Annotated in this window: 26 protein-coding genes and 1 pseudogene; 21 read left to right on the forward strand and 6 right to left on the reverse strand. The window is 61.5% G+C overall.

The window, feature by feature from the left end; translation table 11 throughout:
• Positions 1-14: 14 nt before the first annotated feature.
• Positions 15-629, reverse strand: coding sequence for a LysE family translocator (locus BLU35_RS22905; protein WP_093234617.1), 615 nt, complete (start codon positions 627-629; stop codon positions 15-17).
• 362 nt (positions 630-991) lie between these two features.
• Between BLU35_RS22905 and BLU35_RS22910 the strand changes: the two genes are divergently transcribed.
• The 8 genes and pseudogenes from BLU35_RS22910 (at position 992) to BLU35_RS22945 (ending at position 5237) form a co-directional block, all read left to right on the forward strand.
• The gene (locus tag BLU35_RS22910; protein WP_093234618.1) at positions 992-1210 is read left to right on the forward strand and encodes a hypothetical protein; all 219 of its coding nucleotides are present in this window, start codon (positions 992-994) and stop codon (positions 1208-1210) included.
• Positions 1211-1328: 118 nt separating this feature from the next.
• Positions 1329-1646: a hypothetical protein gene (locus tag BLU35_RS22915; RefSeq protein WP_093234619.1), complete on the forward strand. Its 318-nt coding sequence runs from the start codon at positions 1329-1331 to the stop codon at positions 1644-1646.
• Between the two features lie 64 nt (positions 1647-1710).
• Positions 1711-1995, forward strand: a complete 285-nt coding sequence (locus tag BLU35_RS22920) for a hypothetical protein (RefSeq protein WP_093234620.1) — start codon at positions 1711-1713, stop codon at positions 1993-1995.
• Positions 1996-2159: 164 nt separating this feature from the next.
• Complete coding sequence (locus BLU35_RS22925; protein ID WP_093234621.1) at positions 2160-2663, forward strand: YciE/YciF ferroxidase family protein; 504 nt, start codon at positions 2160-2162, stop codon at positions 2661-2663.
• Between the two features lie 46 nt (positions 2664-2709).
• A pseudogene (locus BLU35_RS22930) lies at positions 2710-3094 on the forward strand (DUF1638 domain-containing protein); the annotation flags it as partial.
• 197 nt (positions 3095-3291) lie between these two features.
• Positions 3292-3885: a hypothetical protein gene (locus tag BLU35_RS22935; protein WP_093234622.1), complete on the forward strand. Its 594-nt coding sequence runs from the start codon at positions 3292-3294 to the stop codon at positions 3883-3885.
• 140 nt (positions 3886-4025) lie between these two features.
• Positions 4026-4934: a CDF family Co(II)/Ni(II) efflux transporter DmeF gene (dmeF, locus tag BLU35_RS22940; protein WP_093234623.1), complete on the forward strand. Its 909-nt coding sequence runs from the start codon at positions 4026-4028 to the stop codon at positions 4932-4934.
• 27 nt (positions 4935-4961) lie between these two features.
• Positions 4962-5237, forward strand: coding sequence for a metal/formaldehyde-sensitive transcriptional repressor (locus BLU35_RS22945; RefSeq protein ID WP_093234624.1), 276 nt, complete (start codon positions 4962-4964; stop codon positions 5235-5237).
• Between the two features lie 259 nt (positions 5238-5496).
• Here the strand turns inward: BLU35_RS22945 and BLU35_RS22950 are convergent, their stop codons facing one another.
• Positions 5497-6609 (reverse strand): AI-2E family transporter, encoded by a 1113-nt coding sequence (locus tag BLU35_RS22950; protein WP_057254127.1) that lies wholly within the window; start codon positions 6607-6609, stop codon positions 5497-5499.
• A gap of 499 nt (positions 6610-7108) precedes the next feature.
• Positions 7109-7480: a COG4315 family predicted lipoprotein gene (locus BLU35_RS22955; RefSeq protein WP_093234625.1), complete on the reverse strand. Its 372-nt coding sequence runs from the start codon at positions 7478-7480 to the stop codon at positions 7109-7111.
• A 136-nt stretch (positions 7481-7616) separates the two neighbouring features.
• Between BLU35_RS22955 and BLU35_RS35100 the strand changes: the two genes are divergently transcribed.
• A complete protein-coding gene (locus BLU35_RS35100) occupies positions 7617-7871 on the forward strand; it encodes a hypothetical protein (protein ID WP_143032969.1) in 255 nt (84 codons plus the stop codon).
• 12 nt (positions 7872-7883) lie between these two features.
• Here BLU35_RS35100 and BLU35_RS35705 read toward each other — a convergent pair whose 3' ends face one another.
• Positions 7884-8042, reverse strand: a complete 159-nt coding sequence (locus tag BLU35_RS35705; RefSeq protein WP_156414722.1) for a hypothetical protein — start codon at positions 8040-8042, stop codon at positions 7884-7886.
• 550 nt (positions 8043-8592) lie between these two features.
• On the opposite strand from BLU35_RS35705, the gene BLU35_RS22965 reads away from it, so the two are divergent.
• The 4 genes from BLU35_RS22965 (at position 8593) to BLU35_RS22980 (ending at position 10614) form a co-directional block, all read left to right on the forward strand.
• Positions 8593-8898, forward strand: coding sequence for a hypothetical protein (locus BLU35_RS22965; RefSeq protein ID WP_058323487.1), 306 nt, complete (start codon positions 8593-8595; stop codon positions 8896-8898).
• A 45-nt stretch (positions 8899-8943) separates the two neighbouring features.
• Positions 8944-9066: a hypothetical protein gene (locus BLU35_RS36225; protein ID WP_093234627.1), complete on the forward strand. Its 123-nt coding sequence runs from the start codon at positions 8944-8946 to the stop codon at positions 9064-9066.
• 92 nt (positions 9067-9158) lie between these two features.
• Positions 9159-9422, forward strand: coding sequence for a DUF1488 family protein (locus BLU35_RS22975; RefSeq protein WP_057254121.1), 264 nt, complete (start codon positions 9159-9161; stop codon positions 9420-9422).
• 418 nt (positions 9423-9840) lie between these two features.
• Entirely contained in the window at positions 9841-10614 is a 774-nt protein-coding gene (locus BLU35_RS22980) for a pyrroline-5-carboxylate reductase (protein ID WP_093234628.1), read from the forward strand.
• Between the two features lie 16 nt (positions 10615-10630).
• On the opposite strand, the gene BLU35_RS22985 is transcribed toward BLU35_RS22980, so the two are convergent.
• Complete coding sequence (locus tag BLU35_RS22985) at positions 10631-11056, reverse strand: pyridoxamine 5'-phosphate oxidase family protein (protein ID WP_058323485.1); 426 nt, start codon at positions 11054-11056, stop codon at positions 10631-10633.
• Positions 11057-11259: 203 nt separating this feature from the next.
• On the opposite strand from BLU35_RS22985, the gene BLU35_RS22990 reads away from it, so the two are divergent.
• From BLU35_RS22990 to BLU35_RS23025, 8 genes are all read left to right on the forward strand, one after another.
• Positions 11260-11439 (forward strand): hypothetical protein, encoded by a 180-nt coding sequence (locus BLU35_RS22990; protein ID WP_058327025.1) that lies wholly within the window; start codon positions 11260-11262, stop codon positions 11437-11439.
• A 45-nt stretch (positions 11440-11484) separates the two neighbouring features.
• Positions 11485-12288: a formyl transferase gene (locus BLU35_RS22995; protein WP_058327067.1), complete on the forward strand. Its 804-nt coding sequence runs from the start codon at positions 11485-11487 to the stop codon at positions 12286-12288.
• A 340-nt stretch (positions 12289-12628) separates the two neighbouring features.
• Complete coding sequence (locus tag BLU35_RS23000) at positions 12629-12931, forward strand: virulence factor (RefSeq protein ID WP_093234629.1); 303 nt, start codon at positions 12629-12631, stop codon at positions 12929-12931.
• Positions 12924-13526: a methylenetetrahydrofolate reductase C-terminal domain-containing protein gene (locus tag BLU35_RS23005; RefSeq protein WP_093234630.1), complete on the forward strand. Its 603-nt coding sequence runs from the start codon at positions 12924-12926 to the stop codon at positions 13524-13526. Before BLU35_RS23000 ends, BLU35_RS23005 begins: the two co-directional genes overlap by 8 nt.
• Positions 13523-14614, forward strand: a complete 1092-nt coding sequence (locus BLU35_RS23010) for a methylenetetrahydrofolate reductase (RefSeq protein WP_057254108.1) — start codon at positions 13523-13525, stop codon at positions 14612-14614. Before BLU35_RS23005 ends, BLU35_RS23010 begins: the two co-directional genes overlap by 4 nt.
• Positions 14615-14712: 98 nt before the next feature.
• Entirely contained in the window at positions 14713-15675 is a 963-nt protein-coding gene (locus tag BLU35_RS23015) for a methyltetrahydrofolate cobalamin methyltransferase (RefSeq protein WP_093234631.1), read from the forward strand.
• A 141-nt stretch (positions 15676-15816) separates the two neighbouring features.
• On the forward strand, positions 15817-16149 hold the full coding sequence (locus BLU35_RS23020; RefSeq protein ID WP_057254103.1) for a hypothetical protein: 333 nt from the start codon (positions 15817-15819) through the stop codon (positions 16147-16149).
• A 154-nt stretch (positions 16150-16303) separates the two neighbouring features.
• Positions 16304-18376 carry an ASKHA domain-containing protein gene (locus BLU35_RS23025; protein WP_093234632.1) on the forward strand — a complete coding sequence of 691 codons (2073 nt, stop codon included), beginning with the start codon at positions 16304-16306 and terminating at the stop codon, positions 18374-18376.
• Positions 18377-18408: 32 nt separating this feature from the next.
• Here BLU35_RS23025 and BLU35_RS23030 read toward each other — a convergent pair whose 3' ends face one another.
• Positions 18409-18864 carry a hypothetical protein gene (locus BLU35_RS23030; RefSeq protein ID WP_245299211.1) on the reverse strand — a complete coding sequence of 152 codons (456 nt, stop codon included), beginning with the start codon at positions 18862-18864 and terminating at the stop codon, positions 18409-18411.
• Positions 18865-18930 lie beyond the last annotated feature (66 nt).

Genomic DNA, 18930 nt, shown 5'->3' on the forward strand with positions numbered 1-18930 from the left:
TGGCCGCGGCAGATCTAGCTGCGCGCGGCGATCGCGAGGCCGGTGGCAATCATGGCGCTGCCGGCCACCCGGTTCAGCGCCCGGACCGCCCGGGTGGTGCGGAACCACCGTGACGATGCCGCAGACAAGAGCGCATAGCCACCCATCGTGACAACATTGACCGCGAAAACGACCGCAAGCACCGTCCCGATCCCGAAGCGATCAAGGCTTTCGAGGTCGAGGATCAGCGGCATCAGGCTGGCATGAAAGAGGATCGCCTTCGGATTGCCGAAGCCGATGGCAGCGCCAAGCGCCAGCGAGCGCATCCATCTGCGCTCGCCCGATGCCACCTCCGCCTCAACCGTCGCAGCCGCGCACCACATCCGATATCCGAGGAAAATCAGATAGCCGGCGCCAGCATATTTGATGGCAAGAAACAGCCAGCCGAACGTCTGTGCAATGACCGTGAGGCCAGCAAGTGCGACGCTTACGAGCACCATATCGCTGAGCGCGATACCGAGGCCAAAGGCCAGCGCCGGGCGAACACCGCGGCTGATGCTGGTGGAAATGACCGCGAACATGGCAGGCCCCGGGGTGACCGCGGCCAGGAACAGTGCCAGAGCATAGGTGGAGTTGACAGCAAGGGTCATGGCTAAGGCCTGGGGAAAATTCCTCGATCCAAGCATATAGGCACAATCTCTCGATCTACACAAATAGACAAACACACAAACAATTTGGATAACACACGCATATACAATGACATGCGCAAGACAAACCGAAATAATCTTCAAGAGAAAAACCACTAGAAAACATATCTCGAGAAAAATCAGGTCTCACGATCTGTAACTATTCAATTTAAATCTCGTCGACTTCAGAGTTTATTTTGGAACCATGTGCGCTCCACCTCGTTTAGCTACCAGATCATATCTCCACCCCCCTGACGCTTCCTCTGCCGCCTGACAATTGGCCGTCTTTGCGCCAAGCACCGATCCAACACGCGGGAGCGTCTCCAGTGACCAGGCATTTCAAGTATGACAAAGAGGCCCTGCTTCGTGGCTGGGACGCAGTCTACGATCTCGAAGAGTTCATTGTGGCCTATCGCCTGCCACCGCTTGCCGCGCGCGAAATCTTCGCAAAGGCCGGCCCCCGCCGGCTCGATCTGGCAAATGCGATGGACGCACGAGACATAACGGCGCCCCGGGACCAGTCGAGACACACTCAAGGTGCTTGAGTGAAGTTCGTTGCACTGGCGCGACAACGCGTGCAGGGTGCTCCATCGACAGCGATTGAAGCGGGCGCTGTCGCAAACAGGCCTTTCCGTGCCTGCGCCCCAACCAAAGGAGGACGTAATGTCTTCCAGCAATCCAGAACACTATCTTGATTCAGACGACCTCAGCCTGTTGTTCGAGGTGCTTACCGTTGCCGGTTTCTACGGAACGACAGCGACGGCAGATCCGGCCGGACGGCTTGCCGCGGCACGCTTTCTGATGACTGCTCTCGAAAGCGGCATCGACACCAGCGCGACGCTCGCCGCAGCACTTGTAGAGCGTGCGGATGCCTCAAACGGCGAACATCAGACGCCGGCACAGTTGAAAGCTGAGGCGATTGACCGATGGGATGACGAAGGCGGCGCCGTTTCGGATGTCGTCGCCAAGCCTGCGGCCTGACCGCCGCTTGCGGCTAACCGATTGATCGCGTGCGCTATTCCGGCGCCGGTGAAGGGAGAATTCTATGTACATGCTGCCCAACCTGACAGGCCATAATCTCAGCCCCCACGACATCGTGGTGGTCCGGAGGGTTTTTGAGGCGACCTGCTCGAAAAAGCGTCCCGGCGACCATGCCGACCGCCTGGCCAGATTCATTATGGATGAGTTTCGGTTCGGCAATACCGACGAGGCTTCGCTCCTTGAATGTGCCCTATGGCATGAAACACGGGGCATCTTGCCCGAGGCGAAGCGCCACTCGCTCGTTGACATACAAACAGCATTGGCCCGAGAGAACCACGATTTCGGCTGAACACAGGCAACAGATTTACTGTCAGTCGTCGCTCTAGCCGTCCAACTGTAACCGCCATTCCAACCGTCCGATCTCCGCTATCTGGCCGCCGCTCACGGGCAGCCAGCACGGCCAGGCGCGTCGCCTGGAACATGACAGTGAGCCCTCGAACAACAGGAGCCATCATGGCCAAGGACATCAAGACACTGGACGTGCTTTTTCACGATACGTTGAAGGACGTTTACTTCGCCGAGAACAAGATCGTCGACACACTGCCGAAGATGCGCGATGCCGCCAAGAGCAAGCCGCTCAAGGACGCGTTTATCAAGCATCTCGCAGAGACAAAGGTCCATGTCGAGCGGCTGGACGAAGTGTTCAAGATCATCGGCAAGAAGCCTGCGAAGAAGACCTGTGACGCGATCATGGGCATCACCAAGGAAGGCGCCTCGATCATGGAAGAGTATCAAGGCTCGCCCGCGCTCGACGCCGGACTGCTTGCAGCCGCACAGGCTGTCGAACACTACGAAATGTCACGCTATGGCACGCTGAGGACGTGGGCTCTGGAGCTGGGCATGAAAGACGCCGCCAAGCTGCTTCAGACGACGCTCGACGAAGAGCAGGCGACGGACATTGCCCTGACCGCGATCGCCACAAAAGTCGTCAATCAGACCGCCGAAAAAGCGGCCTGACGCAAACACCAGCCCGGCTTGATCCTTTATCGAGCCGGGCAAAGGGTGCGGTTTCGGCGGCCGTCTCCACCGTCTCTGCGAAGAGGAAGAGGTCGAGCGCATCTCCGGCCCGCACCGTTATTCCTTCTTTGCCGGCTTTGCCGGCAACAGGGATTTCGCCCGCCGCTGGGACGACGACATCACCGCCTTTTTCCTCACCGATTTCCTCGCCCGCCAGTTCGAAACCTTCGTCATCGACTGCTCGGCCTCGACCGGCATCCGGAACTGAGGGACATGTATTTCGGCCATTACCGCAAGCTGGTCTATCTCTCGCAGGAGGAGGATCTGGCCCTGCAGGAAGAGGCGAAGAGGCGGCGGACTATCTCGGGCTTGAATACGAGTACCGCTTCACCGGCTATGGCGATCTCGCGACCTCGCTGATCAGGGCGTGAGTATGCAACTTGTCGCGCATGGCGCGCGGTGTCGCAGGTTGGGGCATCACACGCTGGCCCTGCTAGCGCGCATTTACTCTATCGGCTGATTGGGCGCTCCGACCGGCACACGCGCCCCGATGGGCCTTCCCGCACGGGACAGAACGCTGCACAACCTGCTGGCTGCAACTCCACCGCTGACCACAGGATTGCCCGTCATGAGCGCACTGCTTTCCGCCGAACTCGCCTGGTACGCCACCGGCCGCTTCTACGAGGCGAACGACGGCACGTTGGCCGACTACGGCTATTTCCTGCACCTGCCTTTTCTTGATGCCCAGATGTTTGATGGAGAACCGGGCGAAACGACTGCCCATTTCACCTTCGCCGCCAAGCCGTTCAAGGCGCAAGCGGCGGCAAACGGGGTCCTGTCCCTTGGCCTCGACCCGGTCGGCGAATTTTCGCTCTATCTTCAGCGCAAGCCGGTTGGAACCTTCGATGACCCCGCCTCCTTCGCCAAGGGAGAATGCATAGCCACGTTCCGGCGGATCAGCCTGGTGGTGGGAACCACGGTCTCCGACACCATCGCTGGGACAACGGCGGTGCTGTTCGGCACCAATGTGTTTTCGGCCCGCCTGATTGCAAGCGCACCGTTCGATTTCGGCGGTCGCCGCCATGATTTCGTACACTATCTCGGCGCGGGCATCACGCAATTCGGCACGTCCGCCGCCACGCAGATCGAGCCGACGCCGGCGGGCTACAAGCGGGTGCTGCCGTTCACGGGCTCAGCCATCGCGCTCGGTCGAGCCGGCTAGAGCCGATCACGGAGGCTGATGCCGCCAGCGCCCATTGCCGCCGGCAACAACATTGTCTGACGGCGGCGGAAGCAGGAACCGAGCACTTTACGGCGAGCCTTATATAGGGTACCCCCCTATATAATATTGGAGCCGCCGGCATGAGCAATCACCAACACGACCATCATCACCACCACAGTCACCACGGGCATTCGCATGGCGAAGGGCGGGTGCTCGCGGCGCGCCACGATCACGTCTTCCTCGGCGGCAATCACGAGCGCAACGAGCGGCGGACCTGGATCGTCATCGCGATCACCGCAACGATGATGGTGATCGAGATCGCCGCGCTTGCCTATCTCTATGCGCGCAAGCATTCGAACAATCGCCGTTTCACCTTCGGCACCGGAAAGCTTGGCGACCTGGCCGGTTTTTCCAGCGCCATCGTGCTGGCGCTCATCGCTCTGCTGATCGGCTGGGAGAGCCTGCGCCGCCTCAACGCTCCGGTGGCGATCGATTTTAGCGAGGCGATTCTCGTCGCCGTCGCCGGCCTCATCGTCAACCTCGTGTGCGCCTGGCTGCTGAAGGACGACCACGCCCATCACCATCATGATCACCACGGGTCGCATCATGGACACCATGGCGGGCAGGATCGAAACCTGCGCGCCGCCTATCTGCATGTCCTCGCCGATGCGCTGACCTCGGTTCTCGCAATTGTCGCGCTCGGTCTGGGCGCGATCTATGGCTGGCTGTGGCTCGATCCCGCCATAGGTATCGTCGGCGCAATCGTCATTGCGCGCTGGTCCTTCGGTCTCATCCGCGACACCGGCGCAACCTTGCTGGATTACCTTCCCGAAGGCGAAGACCTGCCCGAAGAAATCGGCGAGATCGTCGCCAAGGAAGATGCCGAGATTGTCGATCTGCACGTCTGGCAGCTCGGACCGGGTCACCACGGCGCGATCGTCTCGATTGTCGCCGACAACCCGCGGGCACCGTCCTATTATCGTGAGAAGCTTGCCGCCATTCACGATTTGTCGCATGTCACCGTGGAGGTGGAAGCACGGGCCGCATAGTGACGGCGCCCGAAACCGGAGTGACCGATGACCCATACCATGCGTGAAAAACAGAAGCTCATCAACCGGGTCCGGCGGCTCCGGGGCCAGATGGAGGCGGTCGAACGGATGCTTGAGGAGGAAAAGGGCTGCGCCGAGGTCATGCAGGTGATCGCCGGCATCCGCGGCGCGGTCAACGGCCTGATGGCGGAGGTTGTCGAGGACCACATCCACATGCATCTGGCCGCGGCCGACCTGTCGCAAAAGGATCGGGATGAAGCGGCGGCCGAACTGGTCGACGTGGTGCGCGCCTATATGAAATAGGCCGGGCGGAAAGCACACCGCCTCCGCCGCCGGAATCAGCGGCATCCCCCGCCAAGCTGCTTCAGACGCGACGCTCGACGAAGAGCAGGCGACGGACATTGCCCTGACCGCGATCGCCATCGCCACCAAGGTCGTCAATCAGACCGCAAATGCTCACCTCGCCTTTTTCGTCTAAAGAATTGGACCGATGGGGAAAATCAGGGTGGCGGCATGGCGTTTGATCGCGCCGCAACACCTGGAACGTTCCATTGATCGGAGCTCAGTTCCTTGCCGTGGTTCTCGTATCCTCGGGCACGCCGGAAGGGGACGCTGTTTGCGCCCGTTCTTCGAGCTCGGCTGCGACCCACTCGAGAAACAAGTTGTAAGCGACCGCCAACAGGGTGGGTCCGAGAAATAGCCCGATCAGCCCAAAGGCAAGCACTCCGCCGACGAGTCCAAACAAGCCGAGCAACACCGGCAGGTTGCTGTTTTGGTTGAGCAGATACGGCCGAAGAAAGTTGTCAATGCTGCTGACGAGCAGGAGCCCCCAGACGGCGACGAAGATCGCCCAGCCCATGGAACCTTGCAACAGCAACCAAAGCGCCACCGGTACCCAGAGAAACGGCGGGCCTCCCGGCACGAATGACAGCGCAAAGGTCAGGCCGCCCAACAATATCGGTTGGGGCACACCGGCGATCCAGAAACCGGTGCCGGCCAGCAAGCCCTGTGCAAGGGCAGTTCCGATCATGCCGTAGACGACACCCTTCACGGTCATACCGATGACCATCAGCAATCTCTTGGCGCGGGGACCGGCAACGCGCTCGCTGATCTGGCGCATGAAGCCGATCATGCGGCGACCATGCAGGAACAAAAAGAAGGTGATGAAGATGCTGAGTGCGAGCTCAAGCAGGACGGCCCCGAGCGCCGCTCCGCCTGCAAGCGCCATATCGGTGACGGGTCCCGTCAGTTTCTTGAGTTCAGCTATGAACGCTGGGGCGTCATGAGCGAGGTTCTCCCAGTAGGCCGCAACGCCTTCGCCAATGATCGGCAGGCCCTTGACCCAGTTGGGCGGCACCGACGGCCCCTCTTCCAGGACGTGCGCAATCGCTTCGGCAACAGTCTTTATATCGTCCACGAGCGCGGTCACAAGGAACGCAAGGGGTGCTGCCAAGACAAAGACTACCAGCATCGTCATTATCGCCGCGGCAGCTGGGCGATATCCTCCGACGGCACGTTCGCATTGGCGGTAGAGCGGCCAGGTCGAGAAACAGATCACCGCAGCCCACAACAAAGCCGACAGGAAGGGCCAGAGGACCAGGGCGCAACCGATCACCAGCAGGGCAAGCGCGCCCGTACCGAGAACAGGCCCTATCCATCTGCGAGAATCTGACATTGCCCGATCCGCCTCCTCCAGGGGCACCTTTTCACAGACGACACACTCGCCGGATCGAGCAGACGACGAGACTAGGCCGGCATCCGATGGACTGCCGGCGCAGGTCCGACGAGGTAGAGATTTGAGTGACCGCAACGTGGCTCGCTCACGAACTCATACGACGCAATGTCGGGCAATTGCCCGCCTTGCTAGGTCTCCCTCGGACAACCCGATCCATTCAGAAAGGGCCTACGTGTCCGTCCGTAGACGAATGGCTCAATACCAGCGACCGCGACCGTACCAGCCGCCGCCGCCGAGCAAGAGAACGATGAGAACGATGATGAGTAGTGTGGTGATATCCATTTGGGTCTCCTGGGAGTACCCTGGTTATCGTCGATCAAGATGATGGACGATGCTATTTTTTGCTGTACTCCAACGTAGGATGTAACGCGCCAGATGTGCCTTCGTTCCGGCGCCCAGAGGCGGGCGGCCATAAAGCCGCCCGCCGTCGTTTGGGGTGTTATTTGGCGCGGTGCCAGACGCCGTTGACGCCGTCACCCTTGACGTCGCCAGCCTTCGTGTCTTCGGCATAGGTGTAAAGCGGCTTTCCGTCGTAGGCCCACATCTGCATGCCGGCGGTGTCCTTGACCAACGACCATTCGCCATCTGCCTTTGCATTCGCTGCGGCGTGGAAGGCCGGCCATTTCTTCAGGCAATCGGCGTCGCAGTTCGACTTGCCCTTGGTGTCCTTGTCGAACGTGTAGAGGGTCATGCCCGTATCCGTGGCCATGACCTTGCCCATCTTCGTGTCGACCATCTTGCCTGGTTCTGCGGCAAAGGCCGTCCATGACGTAGCGGCAGCCACGCCCAATGCGATCAGAAAGGTTTTCATGATTTTTCCCATCGGGGATGCCGGCGGAATGCCAGTAGTGCCCCGAAGTCTAACACACGCAAACGTGTCGCTTCGATTGCGGTTCCATGAACGCCCGAAGTTGGAGGCGTCTATCGGCTCGGACAAGAGCGGAACCTTGACCGACAACGTCAACCGCCGTGGCGGCTGCCTTGGTGCGGCGGAACTAGCTCTCATCTTCCGGCGCGCGGGGCGGAACCTTTATCGTGCCCCTGCGTATGCCGTCTTTGAGATTGAGAATATCCAGAAGATCATCCGCTTCATCGCGCGGCAAGTTCGACAGCAGAGAGCCGTGAAGAACGACCGGCTGCCCGGTGAAGACATCGACCACCGCCCAGACATTGTTGGCTTCGACCTTGAGACCGTACCGTAGCGTTGCCATGGTTCAGCCCAGTCCACAATCGGGGTTCACGACCTGGCCCTGATCCGCCAGATGCGGCATGGCTGAGCGACCATCGGCGTTGCCCTGAGGCGGTCTGAAGGCCCAGACAAGGACAACCGACAGGGCAACCAGAAGCAGGCAGAAGACCAAACGGGAGGACATTGCGCCTCTCCTTCTTCGAATGAGATCATCGCGGCCGGGCGTCATCAGGCTTGAGTAAGGAAACGTGCAAGCGCCTTTTGCAAGGTGTCGGCAGCCGTTCGGTTCAAGGCCCCTTCGATCGCAGTCTCCAATTCCAAACGATGAGCTTACCACATCCGCAATTGACGCGGGGCTTTATCGAGCGGACAACGGAAGACCGTGATGGAGTGACGGTTGATGAGCCCCGACATCCGGAGAACCACCGGCAAGCCCGCCAATAGGAGCGCGCATCCCCACCAGCAGACACAACCGCCTCAATTGAAACTCAATCGACGCGCTATATTAAGCCAAGTAGATTTGGCCGATGTGGCTTTCGCGGTATCAGAACTTCGAACCGCCCCGATCTCCTAAATTTTCGACAGATACGCAAGCTTCGGTTCCAGTGTTTGGGCCTACGCTTCGTCTCGAAGCACATCTCGCTTCGGGACATCTGTTCGCCCGCGCCAAGCCATCTTTGAGCAGCTGTCCGGCCGACCGTGCCCAAGCACATTTTAAGAGGACTGAGACCATCATGAACACGCTAACGTTCACCAAACGCATCATCCGCAGTCCGCGCGACCAGTCGCCTGTCCACCGTTTTCACGTTGGCCAGCTCGTTCGCTCCAGAGGGGCGCTGACGAGGGAGTCAATTGTCGGAGAAACATATCGCATTACCGCGACGCTGCCGATCCGCGACAATGCGCTCCAGTACCGCATACGCAGCAACGGCGAATGCCATGAGCGGGTAACCGATGAAGGCAATCTCGAACTCGTCAATGCCGGCAACGACGCGATCGCACGGGCCGAACGGGCGTTCAGAACTGCACACATCTTGTAAACACCAAGCCAAGCGGTCCGAACAGATCAGCCACAGGAGGCGATCATGAAGTACCACATACCGGCTCAGATCTATCTCTTCGACTATCGTGGTCTGCTTGCCTGGATTGCTCTTTCGCTCGCGATCGCCGTCGTCGTTACCACAATCCTCTTCGGGCGGATCTTGTGATGGCGCGGTGCGAAGATGAATGCACGTCTTCACGCGTCTACCCGGCCGACCCACCGCTGGCCAACTTGGCTTACCGCTAAAAGGATCACACCATGCCACTGAGCTTCCCAAACCAATCCCGAAGCTTCGATGGTGCGAGGAACGCCGTTCGCTTCCTTGGCCACGACGGCATGTTCGAAGTGCCCTTCTATGTCGAGGCGGCGGCTCTGGCCCGTGGCGCGCCCACCCGGACGACCGAGGCGGCCTGCCTCCAGGCATTCGACGCCGCACGCAACTCGATCTACGAAGTCGCAAGGGCAGCCTATGCCAACGGGCGCCGGACAATCTATATCCTCACAGCCGCGGACTTCCGCTAGATCTCGGCCGCTAGATCTCGGAAGGAAACCCGCGGCACCCGCTCGCGCCCAACACCCCTTGGTCTCACAGGATCGCCGCCCTGTTCGGCGACATCACTGTCCACGTCCCCCTCTCCCCGCAGGCGGCGACAGGGTGTGGGCAACCTCAACTCCGTTGTTGAAATGCGTCCCGCTACTGCATGTTTCCTTTAATCGTACCCGATTAAAGGACAAAAACATGCAGCAATTCAAAGTGCTACAGCGACCTTTGCGCGTCTGATAAGACGCGCGGCGCTGTAGCCTGTGGGCGACGCTGTCGCGACCGCTTGTCGCCAGCGCCTTTGGTATTATTGTTCCGCGAACCACAAACCAGGACCCGTGCATGCGGCACCCGGCAGTTTCACGGATCTGCTGAAATCACCAAGCGACAGGACTTCTCATGAAACTCGGCTTCATCGGCACCGGCGCACTCTCGTCTGCGATCGTCACCGGGCTCAAATCGCTTCCGGGCGAAACCACGCCGGTCGTGCTGTCGCCACGCAACGAAGAGATCGCGGCGGGCCTTGCCGCGCGGTTTCCCGATGTGCGGGTGGCGGCCGACAATCAGGCGGTCCTGGACGATTGCGCCACGGTCATGCTTGCCGTCCGGCCACAGATCGCCCGCGAAGTGCTGCCGCTGTTGCGCTTCCGGCCGGATCACCATGTCGTCAGCCTGATCGCGACCTTCTCCTGCAATGAGATCGCCGCCATGGTCGGCCCGGTGAAGCGGGTGACCAAGGCATTGCCGATGCCGATGATCGCGATCCGCCAGGGGCCGACGATCATTTTCCCGCCGGATCCGGAAATGGCAGCGTTTTTCGGCAGGCTCGGCAAGGCGATCGAGGTTGAAAGCGAGAGCGAGTTCGATGTGCTGAGCGTGGCGACGGCCACCTATGCCAGCTACTTCAAATATCTCGAAACGATCCATGGCTGGCTGAAAGACAACGGCGTGGAGGACGCCAAGGGCCGCGACTATGTGGCCTCGCTGTTTGGGGCTTTGGGTCAGGCACCGGCAACGACACCGGATGCCAGCTTCGCGCATCTCGCCGAGGATTACGCGACACGCGGCGGCATCAACGAACAGGTGCTGCGAGAGCTGACGGAGCACGGGACGTTCGAGCGGTTCAAGGAAAGTCTCGGCGGTATTCACCGCCGCATCACCGCGGCTTCATGACGGCAAGGTCCAAACTTCAGAAGCCGAGCTCGATCACGTCGGGAGGAGTCTTGCTGTAATCGGAGTAGCGAATCCAGCGCGGTTCGACCCGGAACACCACGGCACCCTTCTCGACAAACTCTCTTTCGGCCGGAACGCTTTTCACATGCGCTTCCTGGTATCGCTCGAGATCATCGGCGGAGACCTTCGTCGCGTCGCCCTCATATTGAACGGTGATGTTGTTGTCCCAGCCGATGACGAGCGCGATGCGGCTCTGCTCCAAGAGGTTTGCGAACTTGCGGGTATGTTCGAACGTGTCGAACACGATTTCCAGGTCGTCTCGCACCGAGAAATCGATAGCCGCCGCTTCAGGCCTGCCATCCCGGCCGCAGGTCGCGATCACGGCCAAGGTGTGCTGCCTCAAGAAGTCGAGGATCATGCGTCTGGATTGAATGTCGCCCATTGCTTCATCGTCCTGGATGGCTGGGTGCGTTGCCGGCGGAACGAATTCAGGCTTTCCTGCCAAGCGCAGCTTGACAAGGCAATGGAGGGAGTCAAGGTGATCTCATAGCCATCGGCAACCATGCGGCGAACCATCAGCAGCGCGGCGCCCTTGCCGTGAGGCTATGTTGAAGAAGATCGCCACGCCTGTCGGAGGAGACAGCAGTGAAATTCCTCGAATATCTGCCCTATGCGCTTGGATGTGCGGCCGGCCTGCTTCTGGCTCTGCTGATCGGTGCGGTCTGCAACCTGACGGAAGACGTAGCGCTGCTCGAGTCCGTGGCATTGGTCGTGCTCGGCGGCGGTGTGGCGGAATGGTACTGGAACCAGTTAAGCCGCCGGTAACGGGCGAGCCTGCATATCTTGGCCCTGTTCACGCATGGGGCCGCCATGACCGAAATCGCCAGTCCGAATCAAGCCGCCGGCAAGCGCCCCGGCCCTATCGTCGTGGTCACGGCGGGCGGTGAGAACCCGTGGATCATGATCAACGCGCTCGCTGGCCGCTTTTCCGATGTGACCGTCATCGAGGAACAGCCGGAATCCAAGGGCCTGTTCCTGCGTCGCCGCGCCCGCAAGCTCGGCTGGCCGATGGCGCTCGGGCAGCTTGCCACCATGATCGCCTCGCGCTTCGGCAAGCGTTTTACCCGTAGCCGCGCGGAAGAAATCTTCGCCACCTACAAGGTCTCGGGAAAACTCGATTCGTCGATCCCGATCAAATCCGTGGCTTCGATCAACGACGCCGACGCCATCAAGCAAATCCGCGCGCTGAAACCCGGCGTCATCTTCCTCATCAGCTGCCGCTTGCTGAAGGCCGAAACGCTTGCCGCGATCCCCTGCCCGGTCCTCAATTTCCATGCCGGCATCAACCCCACCTATCGCGGCCTGATGGGCGGCTACTGGGCGCTGGTCAACGACGATGCGGAGAACTTCGGCGCGACTGTGCATCTGGTCGATGCCGGCGTCGACACCGGCGGCGTACTCTACCAGTCACGCCAAAGGCCGAGCCAAAGCGACACGATGCACACCTATCCGCTGCTGCAGACGGCTGCTTCCACCGATATTGCGATTGCCGCAGTCACAGATGCGCTTGACGGAAAACTGCGGCCCGTCGATGTCGCAGGTCCGTCACGGCAATGGTTTCACCCGCCAATCTGGGCCTGGGTGTGGAATGGGCTCACACGTCGTATCTGGTAAGCGGTGCAAAGGGTTATCGTTCCTGTCACATGCGCGCTAAAAGCCTGAAACTGTGGGCAATCCGCTCCGAACGGCATTGACACGCCCGGCCGCTCGACCGACGCTCGCGCGTCCCGTGAAGCGCGCCCGCGGCGGCTCGTCGCCCAGCGTCGTTTTTGGACATATCCGACGTCGTGGCGAGATGAGCCCGGACGCCTGTACATGCGCATTGTCGCACCTACAGCGCTGCGCGTCGTATCAGGCGCGCAAAGGTCGCTGTAGCGCTTTAGAGTGCTGCATGTTTTTGATCCTTAATCGGCTCCGATTAAAGGAAACATGCAGGGGAGGAGAACGACACCCGATGGCAGATCGCATTATCGTCTACTGGCGCGACATTCCGGCCCAGGTCATCATCAAGAAGGGCCGCACGACGGCGAAGCGCGAACTGTCGCTGCGTTTCACCGAGGCGATCGACATGTGCGCGATGCGCACCGGTACCGCCGAAACCGACGACTATCTCGCCGAATGGCGCAAGGCCGATCCGGTGCCGGTGTCCGACGATCTGGAAGCGGAAGCCGACGGCGCTGCCGCCGAGCTTGAAGCCGCCTATGACCGCGAACGCCTCGTGGCGCTCGTCAAAGCCGGAGGCCGTGACAATGGCTGACGCCAAGCCCGCAGGCGAACCGAAGATCATGAAGGGCAACGCAGCACCTGGGGCAAAGGCTGCGACCGGCGCCTATACCCCGACCGGGGTTTCTCCGAGCCGCCGGTCGCGCCACAAATATACGGTTCGCCTCTGGGCCGTGCGCAACTCCCGTTTCCTCGAGTGGTTCTACAACCGCTTCGCCGATGTATTCCTGCTCTTGCATCCGCTCTGGAACGCCCTCGGCTACGGCCGGGTCGAGCGACCGATCACCTTCGTCGAGCGTCACGTCAAGGGTTTCCTCTTCGACTGTCGCATGTGCGGCCAGTGCGCGCTGTCTTCAACTGGCATGTCCTGCCCGATGAACTGTCCGAAGCAGCTGCGCAATGGCCCCTGCGGCGGCGTGCGCGCCAACGGCAATTGCGAGGTCGAGCCGGATATGCCCTGCGTCTGGGTGCAGGCTTGGAAGGGCTCGCAGAACATGGAGAAGGGCAATGCGATCATGAACGTGCAGAAGCCGGTCAACCAGTCGCTGCGCGAAACTTCGTCCTGGCTGCGCGTGACGGCGGAAGCCGCAGCGCAGCGTGAAGCGGCATCCAAGGAAGGCCAGGCATGAGCCCCGATATCAATCCCTTCGATCCCGGCGCGCCGCTTGAGCCCCTGCCCGGCCATTCCTCCCGCGGCCGTCTGGAGCGTGTTCTGCGTCGCGGCGAATTTGCCGTCACCGCCGAGCTCAACCCGCCCGACAGCGCCAACCCGCAGGACGTCTACGAACGCGCTGCGGTCTTCGACGGCTGGGTCGACGGCATCAACGCGGTGGATGCATCCGGCGCCAACTGCCACATGTCCTCGGTCGGCATCTGCGCGCTTTTGACCCGCATGGGCTATGCGCCGATCATGCAGATCGCCTGCCGCGACAAGAATCGCATCGCCATCCAGGGCGACGTGCTCGGCGCTTCGGCCATGGGCGTGCAGAACATCATGTGCCTGACCGGCGACGGCGTGCAGGCCGGCGACCAGCCGGGCGCAAAGCCGGTCTTCGACCTCGACTGCATGTCGCTGCTCGAAACCGTGCGCATCATGCGCGACAACTCGAAGTTCCTTTCCGGCCGCAAGCTGACGACGCCGCCGCAGGTGTTCCTCGGCGCCGCCATCAACCCCTTCGCCCCGCCTTACGATTTCCGCCCCTATCGTCTCGCCAAGAAGATCGAGGCCGGCGCGCAGTTCGTGCAGAGCCAGTACTGCTTCGACGTGCCGATGTTCCGCGAATACATGAAGAAGGTGCGCGACCTCGGCTTGCACGAGAAGTGCTATATCCTCGTCGGCGTCGGGCCGATGGCATCGGCTAAGACCGCCCGCTGGATCCGCTCCAACGTTCCGGGCATCCATATCCCCGACAGCGTCATTACCCGCCTGGAAGGCGCGCAGGACCAGAAGAAGGAAGGCAAGCAGCTCTGCATCGACATCATCAACGAGGTGAAGGAGATCGAAGGTGTCTCCGGCATCCACGTGATGGCCTATCGCCAGGAAGAATATGTCGCAGAGATCGTGCATGAATCGGGCGTGCTGAAGGGCCGCCGGCCCTGGAAGCACGAGACGCTGCCTGAGGATGCGCTCGTTGCCGAGCGGCTGGAGCATATTCGCGAAGGCAAGGAAGAAAACCAGCAGGAGATGGCCGAAGCCGCAGCCCATCATCCGCACTGACCAGACCGCAGACAAAACCGGCGCCTATCAGAAGGCGCCTATCATCGACTTCCTGGGCGTGATTACATAGCCCGACGCCAATTGACAAAGGACCCTGCATGACCCGGACCATCGTCGCTTCCGCCACCCGCGAGATCATCATCGGCTTCGACCAGCCGTTCTGCGTCATCGGCGAACGCATCAACCCGACCGGCCGCAAGAAACTCGCCGCCGAAATGATCGAGGGCAACTTCGACACGGTGATCAAGGATGCGCTGGAGCAGGTGGCAGCGGGCGCGACGATGCTCGACGTTAACGCCGGCGTCACCGCCGTCAACCCGAACGAGACCGAGCCGCCGCTGCTCGTCAAGACGCTCGAAATCGTCCAGGGCCTCGTCGATGTACCGCTGGCGATCGACAGTTCCGTCACCGCCGCGATCGAGGCGGCACTGCGCGTTGCCAAGGGCCGCCCGCTGGTCAATTCCGTCACCGGCGAAGAGGAGAAGCTCGAGGCGATCCTCCCGCTCGTCAAGAAATACGACGTACCGGTGGTGGCTATCTCCAACGATGAAACCGGAATCTCGATGGACCCGGACGTGCGTTTCGCCGTCGCCAAGAAGATCGTCGAGCGCGCCCTGGATCACGGCATCAAGCCGCACGACATCGTTGTCGATCCGCTGGTCATGCCGATCGGCGCCCTGGGCGACGCTGGCCGGCAGGTCTTCGCGCTGCTGCGGCGGCTCCGCGAGGAGCTCAAGGTCAACACCACCTGCGGCCTCTCCAACATCTCCTTCGGCCTGCCGCACCGCCACGGCATCAATGCCGGCTTCATCCCGATGGTCATCGGCGCCGGCATGACGTCGGCCATCATGAACCCCTGCCGCCCGCAGGAAATGGAGGCCGTGCGCGCCGCCAACGTTCTGAACGGCACCGACCCGAACTGCACCCACTGGATCAAGACCTATCGCGACCACAAGCCGGCCGACGGTGGCCACGTCGTTGCGGCCGCACCGGCAGCCGCCAGCGGTGGACGCCGCGGCGGTCGCGCGGCCCGCACCGGCGGTGCGGCAGCGAGCGAGTAGGTTACGTCTTGCGAGGGGGAACGGCATGAGAAGCCATCCGCGTCTCGTCGCCGCCCTCCTCCCGTCGCATTCGCGGTGATACAAACGGGAGCGCTATACCACCGACTTCGGCACCCAACCTCGCAGCACAAGGGATCACCCATGACACGCCGCCTTCGACTCGATGCCGCGACCCTCTGGTTTGAAGCACCCTTCGTCATCGCCGTCCGGCTGCAGGAAATGCAGATGGCGGCGCTTACGGGCAAGTCCCACGACGTAACCGAGCTTCACCGCATGATCTCCGAGAAGATCGCGGCCTCAGCGGAAAGCGTCATGGCCGTGAACATGGCCCTTTGGAAAGCTGCCTTCGACAACACGCTGCGGCTGATGGCCGGCGGCACGGCCTCCGGCCACGGAACGGCGATTGCGTCCGCAGCGCTCAGGCCCTATGGCAAGCGGGTGCGCAGCAACGCCCGGCGTTTGTCGCGCAAGTAGCCTGACCGGCCGCCAAGCCTCACGCCTTAACTGTTTGAAACAGATGCTTCCATGTCGGGATTGGACAACTATCGGGCGGCGTTCCGGTGCAGTCTGAAACCGTTTAGCCGTGCTTCGCTCACCTGTTGAAGCGGACCTGACGAAAGACTAGAGCATGCGCATCGAAGGCACTTCCGAGATCGAGACCAATATGACCGAAGCCGCGCAAAAGGATCCTCTGGTGCTGTTCATGCCTTCTGGCAAACGCGGCCGCTTCCCGGTCGGCACCCCGGTTCTCGATGCCGCCCGCAAGCTCGGCGTCTATGTCGAGAGTGTGTGCGGCGGCCGCGCCACCTGCGGGCGCTGTCAGATCGTGGTGCAGGAAGGTAACTTCGCCAAGCACAAGATCGTTTCCTCCAACGAGCACATCTCGGAAAAGGGCGCGAAGGAAGATCGCTACGAAAAGATCCGCGGCCTGCCCGATGGCCGTCGGCTGTCCTGTTCCGCCCAGATCCTCGGCGACCTCGTCATCGACGTGCCGCAGGATACCGTCATCAACGCCCAGGTCGTGCGCAAGGCCGCGACCGATCGCGTCATCGAGCGCAACGCCGCCGTCCAGCTCTGTTATGTCGAGGTGGACGAGCCCGACATGCACAAGCCGCTCGGCGACCTCGACCGGCTGAAGGTGATGCTGGAAAAGGACTGGGGCTGGAAGGATCTCCTGATTGCCCCGCACCTGATCCCGCAGGTGCAGACCATCCTGCGCAAGGGCAACTGGGCCGTCACCGCCGCCATCCACCGCGACATGGATTCGTCCCGCCCCTTCATCGTCGGCCTGTGGCCGGGCCTGAAGAACGAGGCCTATGGCGTTGCCTGCGACATCGGCTCGACGACGATCGCGATGCATCTGGTGTCGCTGCTCTCGGGCCGCATCGTCGGCTCCTCGGGCGCTTCCAACCCGCAGATCCGCTTCGGCGAGGATCTGATGAGCCGCGTTTCCTATGTGATGATGAACCCCGACGGCCGGGAAGCCATGACCAAGGCGGTGCGCGAGGCGGTCAACGGCCTGATCGGCAAGGTCTGCGACGAGGGCGAGGTCGACCGCCACGACATTTTCGACATGGTCTTCGTCGGCAACCCGATCATGCACCACCTGTTCCTCGGCATCGACCCGACCGAACTCGGTCAGGCGCCGTTTGCGCTCGCCGTCTCCGGCGCGCTGCAATACTGGGCGGACGAGATCGATATCGACGTCAACCGCGGCGCCCGGCTTTACATGCTGCCCTGCATCGCCGGCCATGTCGGCGCCGATGCGGCCGGTGCCACGCTTGCCGAAGGTCCCTATCGCCAGGACAAGATGATGCTGCTGGTCGATGTCGGCACCAATGCCGAGATCGTGCTCGGCAACAGGGACCGCGTCGTCGCCGCCTCCTCGCCCACCGGCCCCGCCTTCGAGGGTGCTGAAATCTCCTCTGGCCAGCGCGCCGCCCCCGGCGCGATCGAGCGCGTGCGCATCGATCCCGAAACGCTGGAACCGCGCTTCCGCGTCATCGGCGTCGACAAATGGTCGGACGAGGACGGTTTTGCCGAAGCTGCGGCCGGCGTCGGCGTGACCGGCATCTGCGGCTCGGCGATCATCGAGATCGTCGCCGAGATGTATCTCTCCGGCATCATCTCGCAGGACGGCGTCGTCGACGGCGCGATGGCGGCGAAAAGCCCGCGCATCATCCCGAACGGCCGCACCTTCTCCTACCTTCTGCACGAGGGCGAGCAGCGCATCACGGTGACGCAGAACGACATCCGCGCCATCCAGCTCGCCAAGGCCGCCCTTTACGCCGGCATCAAGCTGTTGATGGAGAAGCTCGATATCGAGCATGTCGACACCATCCGCTTCGCCGGCGCCTTCGGCTCCTTCATCGACCCGAAATACGCGATGGTGCTGGGGCTCATTCCGGACTGCGACCTCGACGAGGTCAAGGCCGTCGGCAACGCCGCCGGCACCGGCGCGCTCATGGCGCTGCTTAACCGCGGCCACCGCCGCGAAATCGAGCAAACCGTCAGCAAAATCGAGAAGATAGAGACCGCTCTTGAATCGAAGTTTCAGGAGCACTTCGTCAACGCCATGGCGATGCCGAACAAGGTCGACGCCTTCCCGAAGCTTTCTGCAGTCGTGACTTTGCCGGAGCGCAAGGTGACGGGCGATGATGGCGAGGGTGGCGGTCGTCGGCGGAGAAGAAGCCGGGAGTAGAGTGAGTCGGCTAAGCTGCCGTCTTCAGACCGTCATCTCAAGGCGCTCATCAGCGTCCTGGGCAGCGGCCCGCCTCGCTCGTCATGAAGCTCGAGCGAGACCGTCTCGAACAGAACCTCGATCGTTACGTCGTTAAAGGATATGAGCCAGAAACGCGGATTGAGGACTTTCCATTTGGCCGCTTCGTCACCGTCCACGACTTCATTGAACGCCCATGGACGGATTGGGTACCTGCACTCCGGCAGGCCATCGACATTCATCGGCGTAATCCGGAAATCGATAACGTCGCCGAACTTGAGAACGACATTACCGCCGCCAGCGCTCGGAGCAGCTTCATAACAGACAAAAGCGCTGAGCCCATCGTAGAGCACAGCGGGATTTGCGACAGTTCCCAACGCGGGAAAAGCCTCCTGCGGTATCGATATCTGCATGATTTGATTGTGGGCACTGTTTCTGTTGACGACGAGATGGTTCCGGTCAGCCGCCACTTTGTCAACTCTTCTGCCGTCTCGCACCGTCTGGAACGCTGCCTGACCTCTTCACCAGACGTGGAC

Origin of the sequence: Sinorhizobium sp. NFACC03, assembly GCF_900103435.1 — a bacterium.
Taxonomy (GTDB): domain Bacteria; phylum Pseudomonadota; class Alphaproteobacteria; order Rhizobiales; family Rhizobiaceae; genus Ensifer.